Here is a 15,557-nt window from a genome sequence, read left to right on the forward strand (position 1 = left end):
CCTCCCTAGGGTGAGTGAGCAGGCTCATGGTCTGTCGCGCAAGAAAAAAGTTTTCAAAGCGCTTTGGCTCGATCAAACTCGCGCAGCGTTCCCGACCTGTCAATGCTGCGTTCTGAAAGAAACCGTTATATTTCCATTGGTTTGCGCTGCGGTGCAGCGTTAATTCTGCGTTTGCACGGTCTTTTCAATCCCTCATCGTGCTGGCTATTCTACCCAGGATATTCAAAGCGCTTTGAGACCCGCCTGACATGAACCTCAAGCAGTTGTCCGACATTCTGAACCTGTCTCAGACCACGGTAAGCCGGGCGCTGAACGGGTATCCCGAGGTGCGCGAAGCCACGCGGCGGCGCGTCATGGAAGCGGCGCGCCGGTACAACTACACGCCCAATACGCGCGCCAAGGGGCTCGCGACGGGACGCGCGATGTCCATCGGCCACGTGATTCCCCTCTCTCGCAAGCACGAGATCCTCAATCCCGTCTTCGGCGATTTCATCACCGGCGCGTCCGAAGCTTATGTCGCAACAGGCTACGACCTCGTGCTGAGCCTCGTGCCGGACGACGTGCAGGCGGAGCATTACCGCAATCTCGGGGCAAAGGGGAATGTCGACGGGATCATCCTGCACGGCCCTCTCGTCAGCGATTCCCGCATCGAGCTTCTGCGCGAGATCGGCCTGCCCTTTCTCGTGCATGGCCGGTCCTCGGGGATCGAGGAGACCTATCCCTATCTCGACATGAACAACCGTCGCGCCTTCGCGCGCGCGACGCGGCACCTGATCGAGCTGGGTCATCGCCGCATCGCGCTTCTCAATGGTGACGAGAGCATGGATTTCGCCGCGCGTCGCCGCGCCGGATACGAAGATGCATTGCGCGAGGCCGGCATCCGCATCGATCCGTCGCTCATCGTCAGCGGCGAGATGACCGAGAGCCTCGGCTTGCAAGCTGCCGGCGAGATGCTGGACCGACCGGAAGCGCCCACCGCGTTCCTGACCTCCTCAATCGTCATCGCGCTCGGCGTCGAGCGGGCTGGCTTCAGGCGCGGTCTCGCCATCGGGCGGGATCTGTCGATCATTACCCATGACGATGCGCTGAGCTACCTGCCGAACGGCAGCGACGAGCCGCTCTTTACCGCGACGCGTTCCTCGGTCAGGGAGGCCGGACGGCGCTGCGCCGAATTGCTGCTCGCCAGCATCGCCAACCCGGACGCTCCGCCACCGCAGGAGCTGCTCGAGGCAGACCTCATCATCGGTCGGTCGACGGGACCGGCCCCGAGAAAGGACATCTGATGGATTTCACCCGCAAGGATTACCCCGAAGGCTTTCTCTTCGGGGCATCGACATCGAGCTATCAGATCGAAGGGCACGATTACGGCGGCGCGGGTCCGACCCATTGGGATACCTTCGCGGCCACGCCCGGCAACGTCGTGAGGGCCGAGCATGGGGGCATTGCCTGCGATCATTACCACCGCTTCGAGGCCGACCTCGACCTGGTGGCGGATGCTGGCTTCGACGTCTATCGCTTCTCGACCTCCTGGGCGCGGGTCATGCCCGACGGCATCGGCCAGCCGAACGAAGAGGGTCTCGATTTCTACGATCGGCTGGTCGACGCCATGCTGGAGCGGGATCTGAAACCCGCAGCGACGCTCTATCACTGGGAGATGCCCTCGGCGCTGGCCGACATGGGCGGATGGACCAATCGCGATGTGGCGTCCTGGTTCGCGGAGTTCACCGAGATCGTCACGCGCCGCCTCGGCGACCGGCTCTGGTCTGTCGCGCCGATCAACGAGCCTTGGTGCGTCGGGTGGATGGGCCATTTCCTCGGCCTTCACGCTCCGGGCTTGCGCGACATTCGCGCCACAGCCCGCGCGATGCACCATGTCCTGTTGGCGCATGGCCGATCCATCGAGGTGATGCGGAGCCTCGGCCAGGACAATCTCGGGGCGGTTTTCAATTTCGAATGGGCCGAGCCCGCCGACGATAGCCCCGAAGCGCAGCGCGCGGCCGAAACTTTCGACGGCTATCTCAACCGCTTCTTCGTTGAGGGCGTCTTCCGCGGCCGCTATCCAGAGACGGTTCTCGAAGGCTTCGCGCCGCACCTGCCGGAAGGGTATCAGGATGATTTCCCCCTGATCACGCAGAAGCTCGATTGGTGCGGCCTCAATTACTACACCCGCAAGCTCTGCGCGCCGACGGATGGCCCGTGGCCGCACCAGACCGAGGTCGAGGGGCCCCTGCCCAAGACCCTGATGGGATGGGAGATCTATCCAGACGGTCTCTATTACTCGCTGAAACGGCTGCACGAATATGCCGGCGACATGCCGCTTTATGTGACCGAGAACGGTCTCGCCTCTCCCGACGTGATCGAGGGCGGTAAGGTCGATGACCAGCCGCGTATCGATTACCTCAACCAGCATTTCGCCGCCGCGCGCCGGGCGATGGAGGACGGCGTTCCGCTCAACGGCTACTTCGTCTGGTCGCTCATGGACAATTACGAATGGGCGCTCGGCTACGAGAAGCGCTTCGGTCTTGTCCACGTCGATTTCGACAGTCTTGAACGCACGCCGAAAGCCTCTTACCACGCGCTGAAACGCGCTTTGAGCTGAGGTCCCATGTCCGTATCCGCATCCGAACTGGCCGTCGTCGCGGATATCGGCGGCACCAATACGCGCGTCGCGCTGGCCGAAGGCGGTCGGGTGCGGGACGGCTCTATCCGCCGCTATCGCAATGCCGAGGTGGCTGATCTGACCGAAGTCCTGACGCATTATCTCGGGGAGGCGGAGGCCCGTCCCGCCGCGGCCTGCGTCGCGATGGCGGGGCCGGTGCGGGACGGGATCGGCAAGCTCACGAATCTCGACTGGGCAATCGACAAGGCGTCCGTGGGCGCGGCGACAGGCGCGGCCACCGTCGCGGTCCTGAACGATCTTCAGGCGCAGGGGCATGCGCTCGACGCGCTCGGCCCCGACAAGCTCACACCGATCATGCCCGGTCAGGCAGCGAGCCGCCTTGCCGCCAAACTCGTCGTCGGCGTCGGCACCGGCCTCAATGCGGCGCCGGTCTACCGGCTCGGCTCGCAGACGCTGGTCCCGCCGTCCGAGACCGGCCACGTCACGCTGCGCGGCACGAATGACGAAGAGCTGCGCCTGCGCGACTGGGTCGCCCGCAAGCATGAGATGCCGGGCTTCGAGGACGTGCTGTCAGGCCGCGGCTTCGAACGGATCTACGCCTTTCTCTGCGAGGAGGATGGCGCGGGCGAGCCTCTTTCGGCAAACGAGATCATGGCGGCGCTCGAGGCGGGGGAAGCACGAGCCGATCGCGCCGTGAGCCTCTTCTGCCGGCTGCTCGGTGCCTATGTGGGCGATCTGTCTCTCATCACCCTGCCCTTCGGCGGCGTGTATCTCTGCGGCGGCGTGACCCAGCACTTCGCGCGACATCTCGCCGGGCCCGACTTCGCCGGAGCATTCTGCGACAAGGGGCGCTTCTCGGAGTTCATGCGGCAATTCCCGGTGCATATCGTGACAGACGACTACGCCGCGCTGACGGGCTGCGCCTGCCATCTTGCGGAGATCTCCAAGCTCGGTCATTGAGCGGCGCGATTTTTTGCAATCTGTCGACGCGGTGTGAAATTTCGCGTCGGGGGACTTGCCAATCCTACCCGAAGGCGCTTCTTCCGACCGTGTGAGCGGTAACAAAAAGGCTCTGAGCGATGAACATTGCGACCCCGCCCCAGGTGAGCACCAACACCTTGCGCGACGCGATCGTGCGGCATCTGTGCTATTCCTTCGGACGCGAGCCCGATTTCGCGGGGCTCGAGGATTGGCGCATGGCGCTGTCCTACGCGATCCGCGACCACATCGCGGATAGCTGGTTCCGTGCCGCCGGGACTGCCCGCCGGGAAGGCGCGAAACGGGTCTATTACCTTTCGATGGAATTTCTGATCGGGCGGCTGCTCGAAGACGGCATCGTCAATCTCGGTCTGGTGGACCAGGCCCGTGAGGCGCTCGCCGCGCTCGGGCAGGATTACGACACCGTTCTTGCGGACGAGCCCGACGCCGCGCTCGGCAATGGGGGTCTCGGGCGGCTCGCGGCCTGTTTCCTCGAAAGCCTCTCGACACTCGGCTGCCCGGCCTATGGCTACGGCATCCGCTACGAACATGGCCTCTTCCGGCAAAGCTTCCAGGGCGGGCGCCAGATCGAAGCGCCGGAGACCTGGCTCTTGCAACGCCATGCTTGGGAATTCGAGCGTCCCGAAGCGCTTTTCCGTATCGGCTTCGGTGGCGAAATCGAGGAAACGGGTGGCAAGGTCCTCTGGCATCCTGCCGAACACGTCGATGCCGAGGCGTATGACACGCCGATCGTTGGCTGGCAGGGCAAATGGGCCAACACGCTGCGGCTCTGGTCGGCCAAGGCGTCCGACCCGTTCGACCTTCCGGCCTTCAACCGCGGCGATTTTGCCGCTGCCGCGCAGCCCGAAGCGCTTGCCCGCACGATCAGCCGGGTTCTCTACCCCGACGATACGACCGAGCAAGGTCGCGAGCTGCGCCTCAAGCAGGAATTCTTCCTTGTCGCCGCCGCCTTGCGCGACATCCTCGCGCGGTTCGACAAGGAACATTCGGACATCAGGAAGCTGCCGGAAAAGGTTGCGATCCAGCTTAACGACACCCACCCGGCCGTCGCCGGGCCAGAGCTCGTGCGAATCCTGCACGACGAGCGCAGCTTGCCCTTCGAAGAGGCGATGGAGATCGCGCGCGGCTGCCTGTCTTATACGAACCACACGCTCCTGCCCGAAGCGCTCGAAAGCTGGGGCGAAGACCTCTTCGGCGGCCTCTTGCCGCGGCATCTGCAGATCGCGGATCTCATCGACAACGCGCACTACGAGGCGAACCCGTCGCGCACGCAATCCATGCGGGCCGATCACCAGGTGAAGATGGGACAGCTCTCCTTCGTAATGGCGCACAAGGTGAACGGCGTCTCGGCGCTGCATACCGAGCTGATGAAGGAAACCGTCTTCTCGGAACTGCACCGCCTGCATCCAGAGCGCATCGTCAACCAGACGAACGGTGTCACTCCGCGCCGTTGGCTTCTGGCCTGCAACCCGCGTCTTTCGGGGCTCATCACCGAGACGATCGGCGATGGCTGGGTGGCTGATCTCGAACGCCTGCGCGAGCTGGAGCCCGCCATCGAGGATGCCGCTTGGCGCGAGCGCTTCGACGCGGCGAAGCGCGCGAACAAGGTGGACCTGTCGAACTGGATGGCTGCCGAACAAGGCGTCAGCGTCAACCCCGACGCGATGTTCGACGTGCAGATCAAGCGGATGCACGAGTACAAGCGCCAGCATCTCAACATTCTCGAGACCATCGCTCTGTGGCAGGAGATGAAGGACGCCCCGAACGCCGACTGGACCCCGCGTGTCGTCCTCTTCGCCGGCAAGGCCGCGCCAGGCTATGCATTTGCGAAGGATATTATCCGCCTTATCAATGATGTGGCCGCCGTTCTTAACGCGGATCCCGAGACCGGCGACAAACTGCAAGTCCTCTTCCTGCCCAATTACAACGTCACGCTGGCCGAGCGGCTCATTCCGGCGGCCGACCTCTCCGAACAGATTTCCACCGCGGGCAAGGAAGCCTCGGGCACGGGCAACATGAAGTTCGCGCTGAACGGGGCGATGACCATCGGCACGCTTGACGGCGCGAACGTTGAAATCCGCGAGCATGTGGGGGCTGAGAACTTCTTTCTTTTCGGCATGACCGCCTCGGACGTCACGGAGCGCCGGAAGGTCGAGTCCCATGCGGCAAAGGCGATCGAGGCAGACCCGCGGCTCGCCCGAGCCCTGCAGGCCGTGCGTGGGGGCACCTTCTCTCCCGACGAGGTGGACCGCTACACGCATGTGGCAGACAACATCGCGGGTGCCGATTACTTCCTCGTTGCGTCGGACTTCACCGAATACTGGCGCGCAAGCCGCGAGGCAGACGCCGCCTTCCGCGATCCGGCGACCTGGATCCGCAAAGCCGCCCTCAACACAGCGCGTTCAGGCTGGTTCTCGTCCGACCGGACGATCCGCGGGTATATGCAAGATATCTGGGCAGCGCGGTCGTATCTCTCCGATTGATCGGCCCGCGCGCGTTGAAGCCGCGGGGCAAGAGGCTAAACTGGCAGGTATGGCTAGTGAAACCGACCTGCCCCGCGACGCCCTCGCCCGCATCCTGAACGGGACGAGCTCAGATCCTTACTCCGTGATGGGTCCGCATGAGCGGAATGGCACCCGCCATGTGACCGCGTTCGATCCCGGCGCTGCGCGACTTGCCGCGGTGGTCGGCAAGTCCGAACATCCGCTGGAACCGCTTCCGGATATGCCCGGCCTCTTCTCGGGTCCGGTGCCGGGCGATGCGCCTTATGGTCTGCGTGGCTGGGATGCCAGGAACCGAAGCTGGGACATGGAAGATCCCTACCGCTTCGGTCCGGTTCTGGGAGAGATCGACGAATACCTGCTGGGTGAAGGCACCCATCACGCGCTCTGGAACGCGCTCGGGGCACATACGCTGACCCATGACGGTGTCTATGGCACGCATTTCGCCGTCTGGGCACCGAATGCACAACGCGTCTCGGTCGTCGGGCCGTTCAACGACTGGGACGGCCGGCGCAGCCTTATGCGCTATCGTGGCGGCACCGGCGTCTGGGAGACCTTCGTTCCCGGCATCGGCGAAGGCACATCATACAAATACGAAATCCTGGGCCATGATGGTCAGGTTCAGCCGCTGAAGGCCGACCCGGTGGGTTTCGGATCGGAACATCCGCCGAAGAATGCCAGCGTCGTGCGCGACATCACCGGATACGGCTGGTCGGATGACGAATGGATGCGGATCCGCGCCGAGCGCAATGCGCGCACCGCGCCGATCTCGGTCTACGAGGTGCATCTCGGCTCTTGGAAGCGCAAGGCGGACAACCGGCGCATATCCTACGTCGAGGCCGCGACGGAGCTGGTCGATTACGTCACCGAGATGGGCTTCACCCATATCGAGCTGATGCCGATCTCGGAATATCCGTTCGACGGCTCCTGGGGCTATCAGCCTGTCGGCCTCTTCGCGCCGACCGTGCGCCACGGACCGCCGCATGAATTCCGCGACCTCGTGAATGCCGCGCATAAAGCGGGTGTCGGCATCATCATCGATTGGGTGCCCGGTCACTTCCCGACCGACCCGCATGGGCTCGGCCGGTTCGACGGCACCGCGCTTTATGAGCACGCCGATCCGCGCGAGGGCTTCCACCAGGATTGGAACACATACATCTACAATTACGGGCGGCGCGAGGTGAAGAATTTCCTGACCTCGAACGCCCTTTACTGGCTCAAGGAATATCATGCCGACGGGCTGCGCGTGGATGCCGTCGCCTCGATGCTCTACCGCGACTATTCGCGCAAAGACGGCGAATGGGTCCCGAACAAGGATGGCGGCCGCGAGAATTACGAGGCGATCGACGTCCTGCGCGCCATGAACGAGCTGACCTACGGCGAATGCGAAGGGATCATGACGGTGGCCGAGGAATCGACCTCTTATCCCAAGGTGTCGCGGCCGGTCCATGATGGCGGCCTCGGTTTCGGCTACAAGTGGAACATGGGCTGGATGAACGACAGCCTCGAATACATGAAAAAGGATCCGCTCTACCGGAAGCATCATCACGGGCAGCTTACCTTCGGGCTGACCTATGCCTTCTCCGAGAATTTCATCCTGCCGATCAGCCATGACGAAGTGGTGCACGGCAAGGGCTCGATGCTCGACCGCATGCCCGGCTCGCGGGCCGAGAAATTCGCCAATTTGCGCGCGTTCTACGGTTACATGTGGGGGCACCCGGGCAAGAAGCTTCTGTTCATGGGGCAGGAATTCGCGCAGGCCTCCGAGTGGAACCACGACACGGAGCTGGACTGGTCCGCGCTCGAGCGGCCCGATCACAAGGGAATTCAGCGACTTGTCGCGGATCTGAACCGCCTCTACGCGGAGACACCAGCGCTCTATCGGCGCGACTGCGACCCGGACGGGTTCCAGTGGATCGAGGCGGATGATGCGGACAGTTCCGTCCTGGCCTGGCTCCGGCGCGGCGAGGCAGGAGACAAGGAGGTCGTGGTGCTCGTGAATTTCACGCCGCAGGAGCAGCGCGCCTACCGGATCGGCCTGCCCTTCGCCGGCACGTGGCGCGAGGCACTCAATACCGATGCGTCGCTCTACGGGGGCGGCGACAGGGGAAACATGGGATCGGTCGAAGCAGAGGCTCGGTCGAGCCACGGGCAGGCGGCATCGGCCGAAGTGGTGATACCGCCCTTGTCGGCGGTCTACCTCGTACAGGACTGATCCGCGCACGCGAAGGCAAAGAGGCAGCATCTGCCGGACCCGGCATGTCGTCGGGCGGCGGGCGACCAAGCGCCCGACCTCCGACATGCACACAACCCTTCGCTCTATCTCTGCGCGGCCATTCCCGGGAATGCAGCGTCGCTCCTGCCTGGCAACGACCGCCGCGGCAGGTTCGGAGTTGTGACATCGACGACGTCGAAATACGCAAGTTCCCGGTGAACATCCGTGACAAGTCGGGCAAGGGTCTCGATCCCGGCAGATGTCTCCTCGGCCATCGCGGCGTTCTGCTGCGTTGCGCGGTCGAGCGTGCCTATCGCGGCGTTCATGTCACGGATCTGGCCTGACTGATCCTGCGCCGTGGACGTGATCCTTTCGATGCTCTCGTAGATCTCCTTCACGCGCGCATCGATCTTCTTGAGCGCGCTGTCTGTTTCGCCCACCAGGCTGACGCCGGACTTCACCTGATCGGTCGATCTCGTGATGAGATCCGCAATTTCTCGCGCCGCGTCCGAGGATCGCTGGGCCAGTGCACGCACTTCGGAGGCAACCACCGCGAAACCGCGCCCGGCATCGCCAGCGCGCGCAGCTTCGACCCCGGCATTGAGCGCCAGCAGGTTTGTCTGGAAGGCGATGTCGTCGATCACCTAGGTGATCGAGGAAATCTTGATGGACGAGCCGGAAATCTCGCCCATGGCGTTCATCGCACGTTCAACGATATCGCGGGACCGGCCCGTTTCCTCGATCGAGGCGGTGGCCTGTTCGCGGGCCTGCACCGCCGAATCGGCGGTATTCTGGACCGACGTCGTCAGCTCCTGCAGGGCGGCCGCGCTTTCCTCGAGCGTCGCCGCCTGGTGCTGACTGCGCTGGGCGAGCTGATGCGTTGCGGCGGTGATCGCGCCCGCCTCGGACGTGACGTCCGACGATTGCAGCGCGACCTGCTGGATCACGTCACGGATCTTCTCAACGGCGGCATTGAAGTTGACGCGGATCTCGTCGAGATCGCCGAGATTTTCAGTCAACTCGACGCTGAGCCGTCCGCTGGCCAACCCGGCCAGCCCGGCGCGCATCGTTTCGGCCGTTCGCTGGAAGATCGTGGTGTCGATGGCGAATTTCACCACCTTCGTAACGCGGCCCGACGCATCGAAGATGGGGTTGTAGCTCGCACGGATATGCATTTTGCGGCCGCCTTTGCCGACCCGTGTGAAATCGCCGCTCTTCTCTTTCCCGGCGGCGAGATCACGCCAGAAACGCGCATAGGTCGCGCTCCGGGCCTCCTCGGCGGGCAAGAACATGCTGTGATGCCGGCCGACGACGTCGCGCTCGGAATAGCCCACGGCACGGCAGAACAGCTCGTTCGCACGCTGAATGGTGCCATCCGGCGCGAACTCGATGACCGCCTGCACTTTCTGGATGGCGTCGATCTGGCTGCGGGCATCGGTCGCCGCGTTCTTGGCGCTTGTGATATCGAAGGCGTATTTCACAACCTTGAACGGCCGTCCGTCGCCATCGCTCATCGTCTCGTAAGTCGCTTCGAGCCAAAGCGGCTCTCCGGTCTTCGTGATCCGGCAGACTTCCCCGCTGAAAGAGCCGCCCTCGGCGAGCGCCTTCCAGAAGCTGCGATAGGCATCTGTATCGGCTTCGGCGGCCGGCATGAAGATCCTGTGATGGCGCCCGACGATCTCGGCGCGGGCATATCCTGTCGAGCGGCAGAAATTCTCGTTCGCGTCCAGCACCGTGCCATCGAGGCCGAACTCGACCACCGCCATGCTGCGCTTTGCGGCATCCGCATGGCCGCCGTTGTCACGTGATCGCAGATGGGTTTCGGTCACGTCGCGACCGACGAGAAGGCTGTGGAGCGTGCCGTCATCGAAGGCGCTTACGCGGCAATAGCTGATGGAGAGCCACCGCTCCTCTCCGCCGGAGGTGACGAGCGGCGTCACGCGATGCGCGTCCTGCCCCCGACGGATGGGGCTCATGATCTCGTCAAGCCAAGGAGCCTGACGGTCTGCCGCCCGCAACAGGTTTCCGAAAGGCCGGCCCGGCAGCGACCCATCGTCATAGCCGAGCGCCGCGTGGGCCGCAGCATTCGCCGAGACGATTGTGCCTTCGCCGTCCAGCCGCATCATCAGATGTGTCCGGTCGATCGCCTCGAACTCTGCGGCGCGCCCATCGGGCGCGTGCTGTGCGGTGCGCCAGAATTTACTCATGTCCGGTCTCCGTCGTTGCCCCTGAAGGCTTCCGACATTCCCTTCGCATGCCATGACTTAATTTTTCGTCTAGCGCCGACGTTTCCGGAACGCATCGGTGCCGCATGTGCCGTTCAACGCCAAACCGGACGGCACCCCCTAGTCGGCGGGTGCTGTGCCTGCCAGACTGAGGATCAAGGGTCGCGAAGACCCAAGGGGAGGACGACATGACGAATTCCGATAGTCGGCTGATGAACCGGACCATGGCTTTCGTGCTGGCAGGCGGGCGCGGCTCACGCCTGAAAGAGCTGACGGATCGCCGCGTGAAGCCTGCTGTCTACTTCGGAGGCAAGACGCGGATCGTGGATTTCGCGCTGTCGAACGCGCTGAATTCGGGCATCCGCAAGATGGCCATCGCCACGCAATACAAAGCGCATTCGCTGATCCGGCATTGTCAGCGCGGATGGTCGTTCTTTCGGGCCGAGCGCAACGAGTTCCTCGATATCCTGCCCGCCTCGCAGCGCATGGACGAGGCGATGTGGTATCGCGGCACGGCCGACGCGGTCACGCAGAATATCGACATCGTGGACAGTTACGACGTGGACTACGTCGTGATCCTCGCCGGCGACCACATCTACAAGATGGACTACGAAAAGATGGTCCGTCACCACGTCGAGGCGGGCGCGGATGTCACCATCGGCTGCTTGACCGTCCCGAGAGAGGAGGCGTCAGCCTTCGGCGTCATGGCGATCGACGAGAACGACGTCATCACCTCCTTCCTCGAAAAGCCCAAGGATCCGCCGGGCACGCCCGACAACCCCAATGTCACGCTGGCCTCGATGGGCATCTATGTGTTCCGCTGGGATTTCCTGCGCGATCTTTTGACCCGCGATGCCGAAGACAGCAATTCGAGCCACGATTTCGGCAACGATCTGATCCCGGACATCGTCAAGAACGGCAAGGCGCAGGCGCACCGCTTCGAGAAGAGCTGCGTGCGCGCCGGCCCCGACAAGCCCGCCTATTGGCGCGATGTCGGCACGGTGGATGCGTTCTGGAAAGCGAACCTTGACCTGACCAACTTCTCGCCCGACCTCGATCTATGGGATACCGACTGGCCGATCTGGACCTATTCGGAAAGCGTGCCGCCCGCGAAGTTCATCCATGACGAGGAAAAGCGCCGCGGCAGCGCGGTCTCGAGCCTCGTCTCGGGCGGGTGCATCATTTCCGGTACGGAGATCCGGGAGTCGCTCCTTTTCACGCAGGTGCACACGAACTCCTTCTCGAGTCTCGATCGCGCGGTCGTGCTGCCCTATGCCTATATCGCTCGCCACGCCCGGCTGAGCCGGGTGGTGATCGATCGGGGCGTGCACATTCCCGAAGGCCTCATCGTCGGCGAAGATCCCGAAGAGGACGCCAAGTGGTTCCGCGTCAGCGAAGGCGGCGTCACGCTCATCACCCAGGCGATGCTCGACCGGAGGGCGGCCGAGACATGATCCGGGTTCTCTCTACCGCCTCGGAATGCGTGCCGCTCGTCAAGACGGGGGGGCTCGCGGATGTGGCCGGTGCCCTGCCTGCCGCGCTCGCACCCGAAGGCGTGGAGATGCGGACCCTCATTCCTGCCTACAGGCCGGTGAAAGCGGCGTTGACGGGCGGCAAGGTCCACGACCTCGGCGAGGTGATGGGCGGATCGGCGCATCTGCTCGAGGCCCGGCTCGGGGAGGCTGTGCTCTACGCACTCGATGCGCCGCACCTCTTCGACCGCGAGGGCGGACCTTATCTCGACGCGTCGGGCCGGGATTTTGACGACAATCCCGAACGCTTCGCCGCGCTTTCGCAGGTTGCGGCGCTTCTCGCCGCCGAGGGCATCGAGGGCTGGCACCCCGATATCCTGCATGTCCACGACTGGCAGACGGCCCTTGCGCCGCTTTACCTCGCCGAGCGGAAGCCAACGCGGCACCCTGGCACGGTCCTGACGATCCACAACATCGCTTTCCAAGGCATGATCCCGGCTGACCGCCGCATGCGCCTCGATTTGCCCGAAGCCGGGTTCACCTCGGACGGCTACGAGTTCTGGGGGCAGATCAGCGCGCTCAAGGTCGGACTGGTCTGGGCCGACCGGATCACCACGGTCAGCCCGACCTATGCCGAAGAGCTGCTGACACCCGAGTTCGGGATGGGCATGGAGGGCGTTCTGACCGCGCGGCGCAGCGATCTTTCGGGCATTCTCAACGGGATCGACCGCGCGGCCTGGACCCCGCCATACAAATCTCCGCGCGGCAAAGCCAAGCATCGCGCGGCGCTCCGGCGCGAGTTTGAGCTGCCGGAGGCGGATGGGCCTTTGTGCATCGTGATCTCGCGGCTCAGCCACCAGAAAGGGTTGGACGTGTTGCTCGATGCCCTGCCCGCGCTCATCGATCACGGCGGGCAGCTCGCGCTTCTGGGCTCCGGCGATCCGGCGCTTGAAGCTGCGTTTCGCCAAGCGGCGCAGCACCGGAACGTCGCCGTGCGGATCGGCTATGACGAGGCGCTGTCGCACCGCATGATGGCCGGAGCGGACGCGATCCTCGTGCCCTCGCGGTTCGAACCTTGCGGTCTCACCCAGCTTTACGGGCTGTCCCACGGCACCCTGCCGGTAGTCGCGCGGACGGGCGGGCTCAATGATACGGTGATCGACGCGAACCCGATGGCGCTGCAATCGGGCGTCGCGACCGGGCTGCAATTCCAGCCCGTGACGGCTTCGGCCCTGGCGGGAACCTTCGCGCGGCTTCATGCGCTCTGGTCAGAGCCCGCGCAATGGCAGAAGATGATGAAGAACGCGATGGCGCAGGATGTGGGCTGGGATGTCTCGGCCCGCGCCTATGCCGCGCTCTACCAGGACCTGACACCCGAAACATGACCGACACGTTCCCGCCCGCTCCGGGCCGCGCCGCGCCCCTCGGGGCGACCTTTGACGGCGACGGCACCAATTTCGCCGTCTTTTCCCAGAACGCCACCGCGCTCTATGTCTGCCTCTTCTCCGAGGACGGAAGTACCGAGACGGCCCGCATTCGTCTGGCCGAGCGCGATGGCGATGTCTGGCATGGATACCTGCCGGGCATCCGGCCGGGCCAGCTTTACGGCCTGCGCGCGGACGGGTCATACGCTCCGGAAGAAGGCCACCGCTTCAACGTCCACAAGCTCCTTATTGACCCTTACGCCAAACGCTTGACCGGCCATCCCGAGTGGGATGACGCGGTATATGGTTTCGAGGTCGGCCACGCGGATGAAGATCTTTCATTCGACACCCGCGACAGCGCTCCCTTCATGCCGAAATGCGTCGTGACCGATCCGAGCTTCGCCTGGGGCGAGGATGTATCTCCCGAGATCCCGTTCGAAGAGACGATCATCTACGAGGCGCACCTGAAAGGCGTGACGCAGACCCTGGAGGGCGCCGAGCCGAAGGGCGGCTTCCTCGCCCTCGCCTCGGATGCGATGATCGGTCACCTCACGGATTTGGGCGTCACCGCGGTCGAGCTGTTGCCGGTCCATGCGTTCATCAACGACCGTTTCCTCGTCGACAAGGGCCTTACCAATTACTGGGGCTACCAGAGTATCGGCTTTTTTGCCCCCGATCCGCGTTATCTTGGCGAAACCGGGATCGCGGAGGCGCAACACGCGGTCGCGCGACTTCACGCGGCGGGAATCGAGGTCTTCCTCGATGTCGTCTACAACCATTCGGGCGAAGGCGATCACACCGGCCCGACCCTCGCTTTCCGGGGCCTCGACAATGCCGCCTATTACCGGCTTGCTGAGGATCGACGCTACTACATCAACGACACCGGCACCGGGAACACGCTGAACATCGAGCATCCGATGGTCATGCGGATGGTGATGGACAGCCTGCGCTACTGGGTCGAGACCTTCCATGTCGATGGCTTCCGCTTCGATCTCTGCGCGACTCTCGGGCGGACGGAGACCGGATTCGACCCTCATGCCGCTTTTTTCGATGCGGTGCGCCAGGACCCGGTTCTCTCGACCGTCAAACTGATCGCGGAGCCTTGGGATATCGGCCCGGGCGGCTACCAGCTCGGCGCGTTTCCCCCGCCCTTCGCCGAATGGAACGACCGGTACCGCGATGGCGTGCGGCGGTTCTGGCGCGGGGATGCGGGCATGGCGGCGGATATCGCGGGCCGTATACTCGGCTCGGCAGACGAGTTCGATCATTCGGGCCGGCCCGCAACCGCAAGCGTCAACCTGTTGACCGCCCATGACGGCTACACGCTCGCCGATGTCACCTCTTACGTGAAGCGCCACAACCACGCCAATGGCGAGAACAATCGCGATGGTCACGGGGAGAATTACTCGGACAATTTCGGCACGGAGGGTCCGTCGGACGATCTCGAAATCAACGCCGCCCGCGCGCTCCGCCGCCGCAACATGCTGGCGACGCTCTTTCTGAGCCAAGGCACGCCGATGCTGCTGGCGGGCGACGAGTTCGGAAACTCGCAAGACGGCAACAACAACGCATACGCGCAGGACAACGAGATCGGCTGGCTGAACTGGGACACGGCGGATGCTGACCTGCACGCCTTCGCGAAAAAGCTGATCGCCTTTCGCAAGGCGCACCCAATCTTGCGTCAGAAGCGGTTTTTGCATTCGCGCGAACGCCTGACCGACGGTCTGCCGGACCTTTTCTGGTGGCGCGAGGATGGCGAAGAAATGAGCCCCGAGGATTGGGAGGCGCCCGAGCGCAAGACATTGTCGGCGGAATTGCGTATGGCCTCGGGCACGCCGCCCTACGCCCAGCGGGAGGAAGCTCTCTATCTTTGCCTTCACGCAGGAGAAGAGACCGAGATCACCCTGCCGGGCCCGCCTGAGGGCTGGCGCTGGGTCCGCCATATCGACACGCGCGCGCCTTTGGCCGATCCTGCGCCACAGGAGGGCGCCTGTCGTTTGAGTGGGCCTGGCGTATTGGTATTCGTCCTCGAATCGCTCTGACGACCGCCCTTTTCGGTCCAGCCCCTTGCCATTCCGTGCCACCGCGACATGCTTTGGGG

The 15,557-nt window shown here is 63.9% G+C and carries 10 protein-coding genes; 8 read left to right on the forward strand and 2 right to left on the reverse strand.

Annotated elements, in window-relative coordinates; genetic code table 11:
- Window positions 1–248 precede the first annotated feature (248 nt).
- The 5 genes from BM171_RS12830 to glgB all read left to right on the forward strand — a co-directional run bounded on the left by BM171_RS12830 (window position 249) and on the right by glgB (window position 8,335).
- Window positions 249–1,283 (forward strand): LacI family DNA-binding transcriptional regulator, encoded by a 1,035-nt coding sequence (locus BM171_RS12830; protein WP_093012984.1) that lies wholly within the window; start codon window positions 249–251, stop codon window positions 1,281–1,283.
- Entirely contained in the window at window positions 1,283–2,599 is a 1,317-nt protein-coding gene (locus BM171_RS12835) for a GH1 family beta-glucosidase (RefSeq protein WP_093012987.1), read from the forward strand. The genes BM171_RS12830 and BM171_RS12835 overlap by 1 nt, the downstream gene beginning before the upstream one ends.
- 6 nt (window positions 2,600–2,605) lie before the next feature.
- On the forward strand, window positions 2,606–3,580 hold the full coding sequence (locus tag BM171_RS12840) for a glucokinase (RefSeq protein WP_093012990.1): 975 nt from the start codon (window positions 2,606–2,608) through the stop codon (window positions 3,578–3,580).
- Between the two features lie 119 nt (window positions 3,581–3,699).
- Window positions 3,700–6,102, forward strand: a complete 2,403-nt coding sequence (locus BM171_RS12845) for a glycogen/starch/alpha-glucan phosphorylase (RefSeq protein ID WP_093012993.1) — start codon at window positions 3,700–3,702, stop codon at window positions 6,100–6,102.
- A 49-nt stretch (window positions 6,103–6,151) separates the two neighbouring features.
- Window positions 6,152–8,335, forward strand: coding sequence for a 1,4-alpha-glucan branching protein GlgB (glgB, locus tag BM171_RS12850; RefSeq protein ID WP_093012995.1), 2,184 nt, complete (start codon window positions 6,152–6,154; stop codon window positions 8,333–8,335).
- A gap of 104 nt (window positions 8,336–8,439) precedes the next feature.
- Here the strand turns inward: glgB and BM171_RS19235 are convergent, their stop codons facing one another.
- Together BM171_RS19235 and BM171_RS12860 are read right to left on the reverse strand one after the other, a co-directional pair.
- Entirely contained in the window at window positions 8,440–8,979 is a 540-nt protein-coding gene (locus tag BM171_RS19235; RefSeq protein ID WP_093012998.1) for a methyl-accepting chemotaxis protein, read from the reverse strand.
- Entirely contained in the window at window positions 8,980–10,542 is a 1,563-nt protein-coding gene (locus BM171_RS12860; protein ID WP_175497550.1) for a methyl-accepting chemotaxis protein, read from the reverse strand.
- Window positions 10,543–10,748: 206 nt separating this feature from the next.
- Between BM171_RS12860 and glgC the strand changes: the two genes are divergently transcribed.
- From glgC to glgX, 3 genes are read left to right on the forward strand one after another with little or no spacing between them, the layout of a single operon-like run.
- Window positions 10,749–12,014 (forward strand): glucose-1-phosphate adenylyltransferase, encoded by a 1,266-nt coding sequence (glgC, locus tag BM171_RS12865; RefSeq protein WP_093013004.1) that lies wholly within the window; start codon window positions 10,749–10,751, stop codon window positions 12,012–12,014.
- Window positions 12,011–13,417, forward strand: a complete 1,407-nt coding sequence (gene glgA, locus BM171_RS12870) for a glycogen synthase GlgA (protein ID WP_093013007.1) — start codon at window positions 12,011–12,013, stop codon at window positions 13,415–13,417. Before glgC ends, glgA begins: the two co-directional genes overlap by 4 nt.
- Window positions 13,414–15,498: a glycogen debranching protein GlgX gene (glgX, locus tag BM171_RS12875; protein WP_093013010.1), complete on the forward strand. Its 2,085-nt coding sequence runs from the start codon at window positions 13,414–13,416 to the stop codon at window positions 15,496–15,498. The genes glgA and glgX overlap by 4 nt, the downstream gene beginning before the upstream one ends.
- Window positions 15,499–15,557 lie beyond the last annotated feature (59 nt).

Source organism: Roseivivax halotolerans (genome assembly GCF_900115815.1).
Lineage (GTDB): Bacteria > Pseudomonadota > Alphaproteobacteria > Rhodobacterales > Rhodobacteraceae > Roseivivax > Roseivivax halotolerans.

Bases quoted from the DNA above. Each gene is read 5' to 3' on its own strand.
- BM171_RS12830 (WP_093012984.1), top strand. From the start codon at position 249: ATGAACCTCAAGCAGTTGTCCGACATTCTGAACCTGTCTCAGACCACG.
- BM171_RS12835 (WP_093012987.1), top strand. From the start codon at position 1,283: ATGGATTTCACCCGCAAGGATTACCCCGAAGGCTTTCTCTTCGGGGCA.
- BM171_RS12840 (WP_093012990.1), top strand. From the start codon at position 2,606: ATGTCCGTATCCGCATCCGAACTGGCCGTCGTCGCGGATATCGGCGGC.
- BM171_RS12845 (WP_093012993.1), top strand. From the start codon at position 3,700: ATGAACATTGCGACCCCGCCCCAGGTGAGCACCAACACCTTGCGCGAC.
- glgB (WP_093012995.1), top strand. From the start codon at position 6,152: ATGGCTAGTGAAACCGACCTGCCCCGCGACGCCCTCGCCCGCATCCTG.
- BM171_RS12860 (WP_175497550.1), bottom strand. From the start codon at position 10,542: ATGAGTAAATTCTGGCGCACCGCACAGCACGCGCCCGATGGGCGCGCC.
- glgC (WP_093013004.1), top strand. From the start codon at position 10,749: ATGACGAATTCCGATAGTCGGCTGATGAACCGGACCATGGCTTTCGTG.
- glgA (WP_093013007.1), top strand. From the start codon at position 12,011: ATGATCCGGGTTCTCTCTACCGCCTCGGAATGCGTGCCGCTCGTCAAG.
- glgX (WP_093013010.1), top strand. From the start codon at position 13,414: ATGACCGACACGTTCCCGCCCGCTCCGGGCCGCGCCGCGCCCCTCGGG.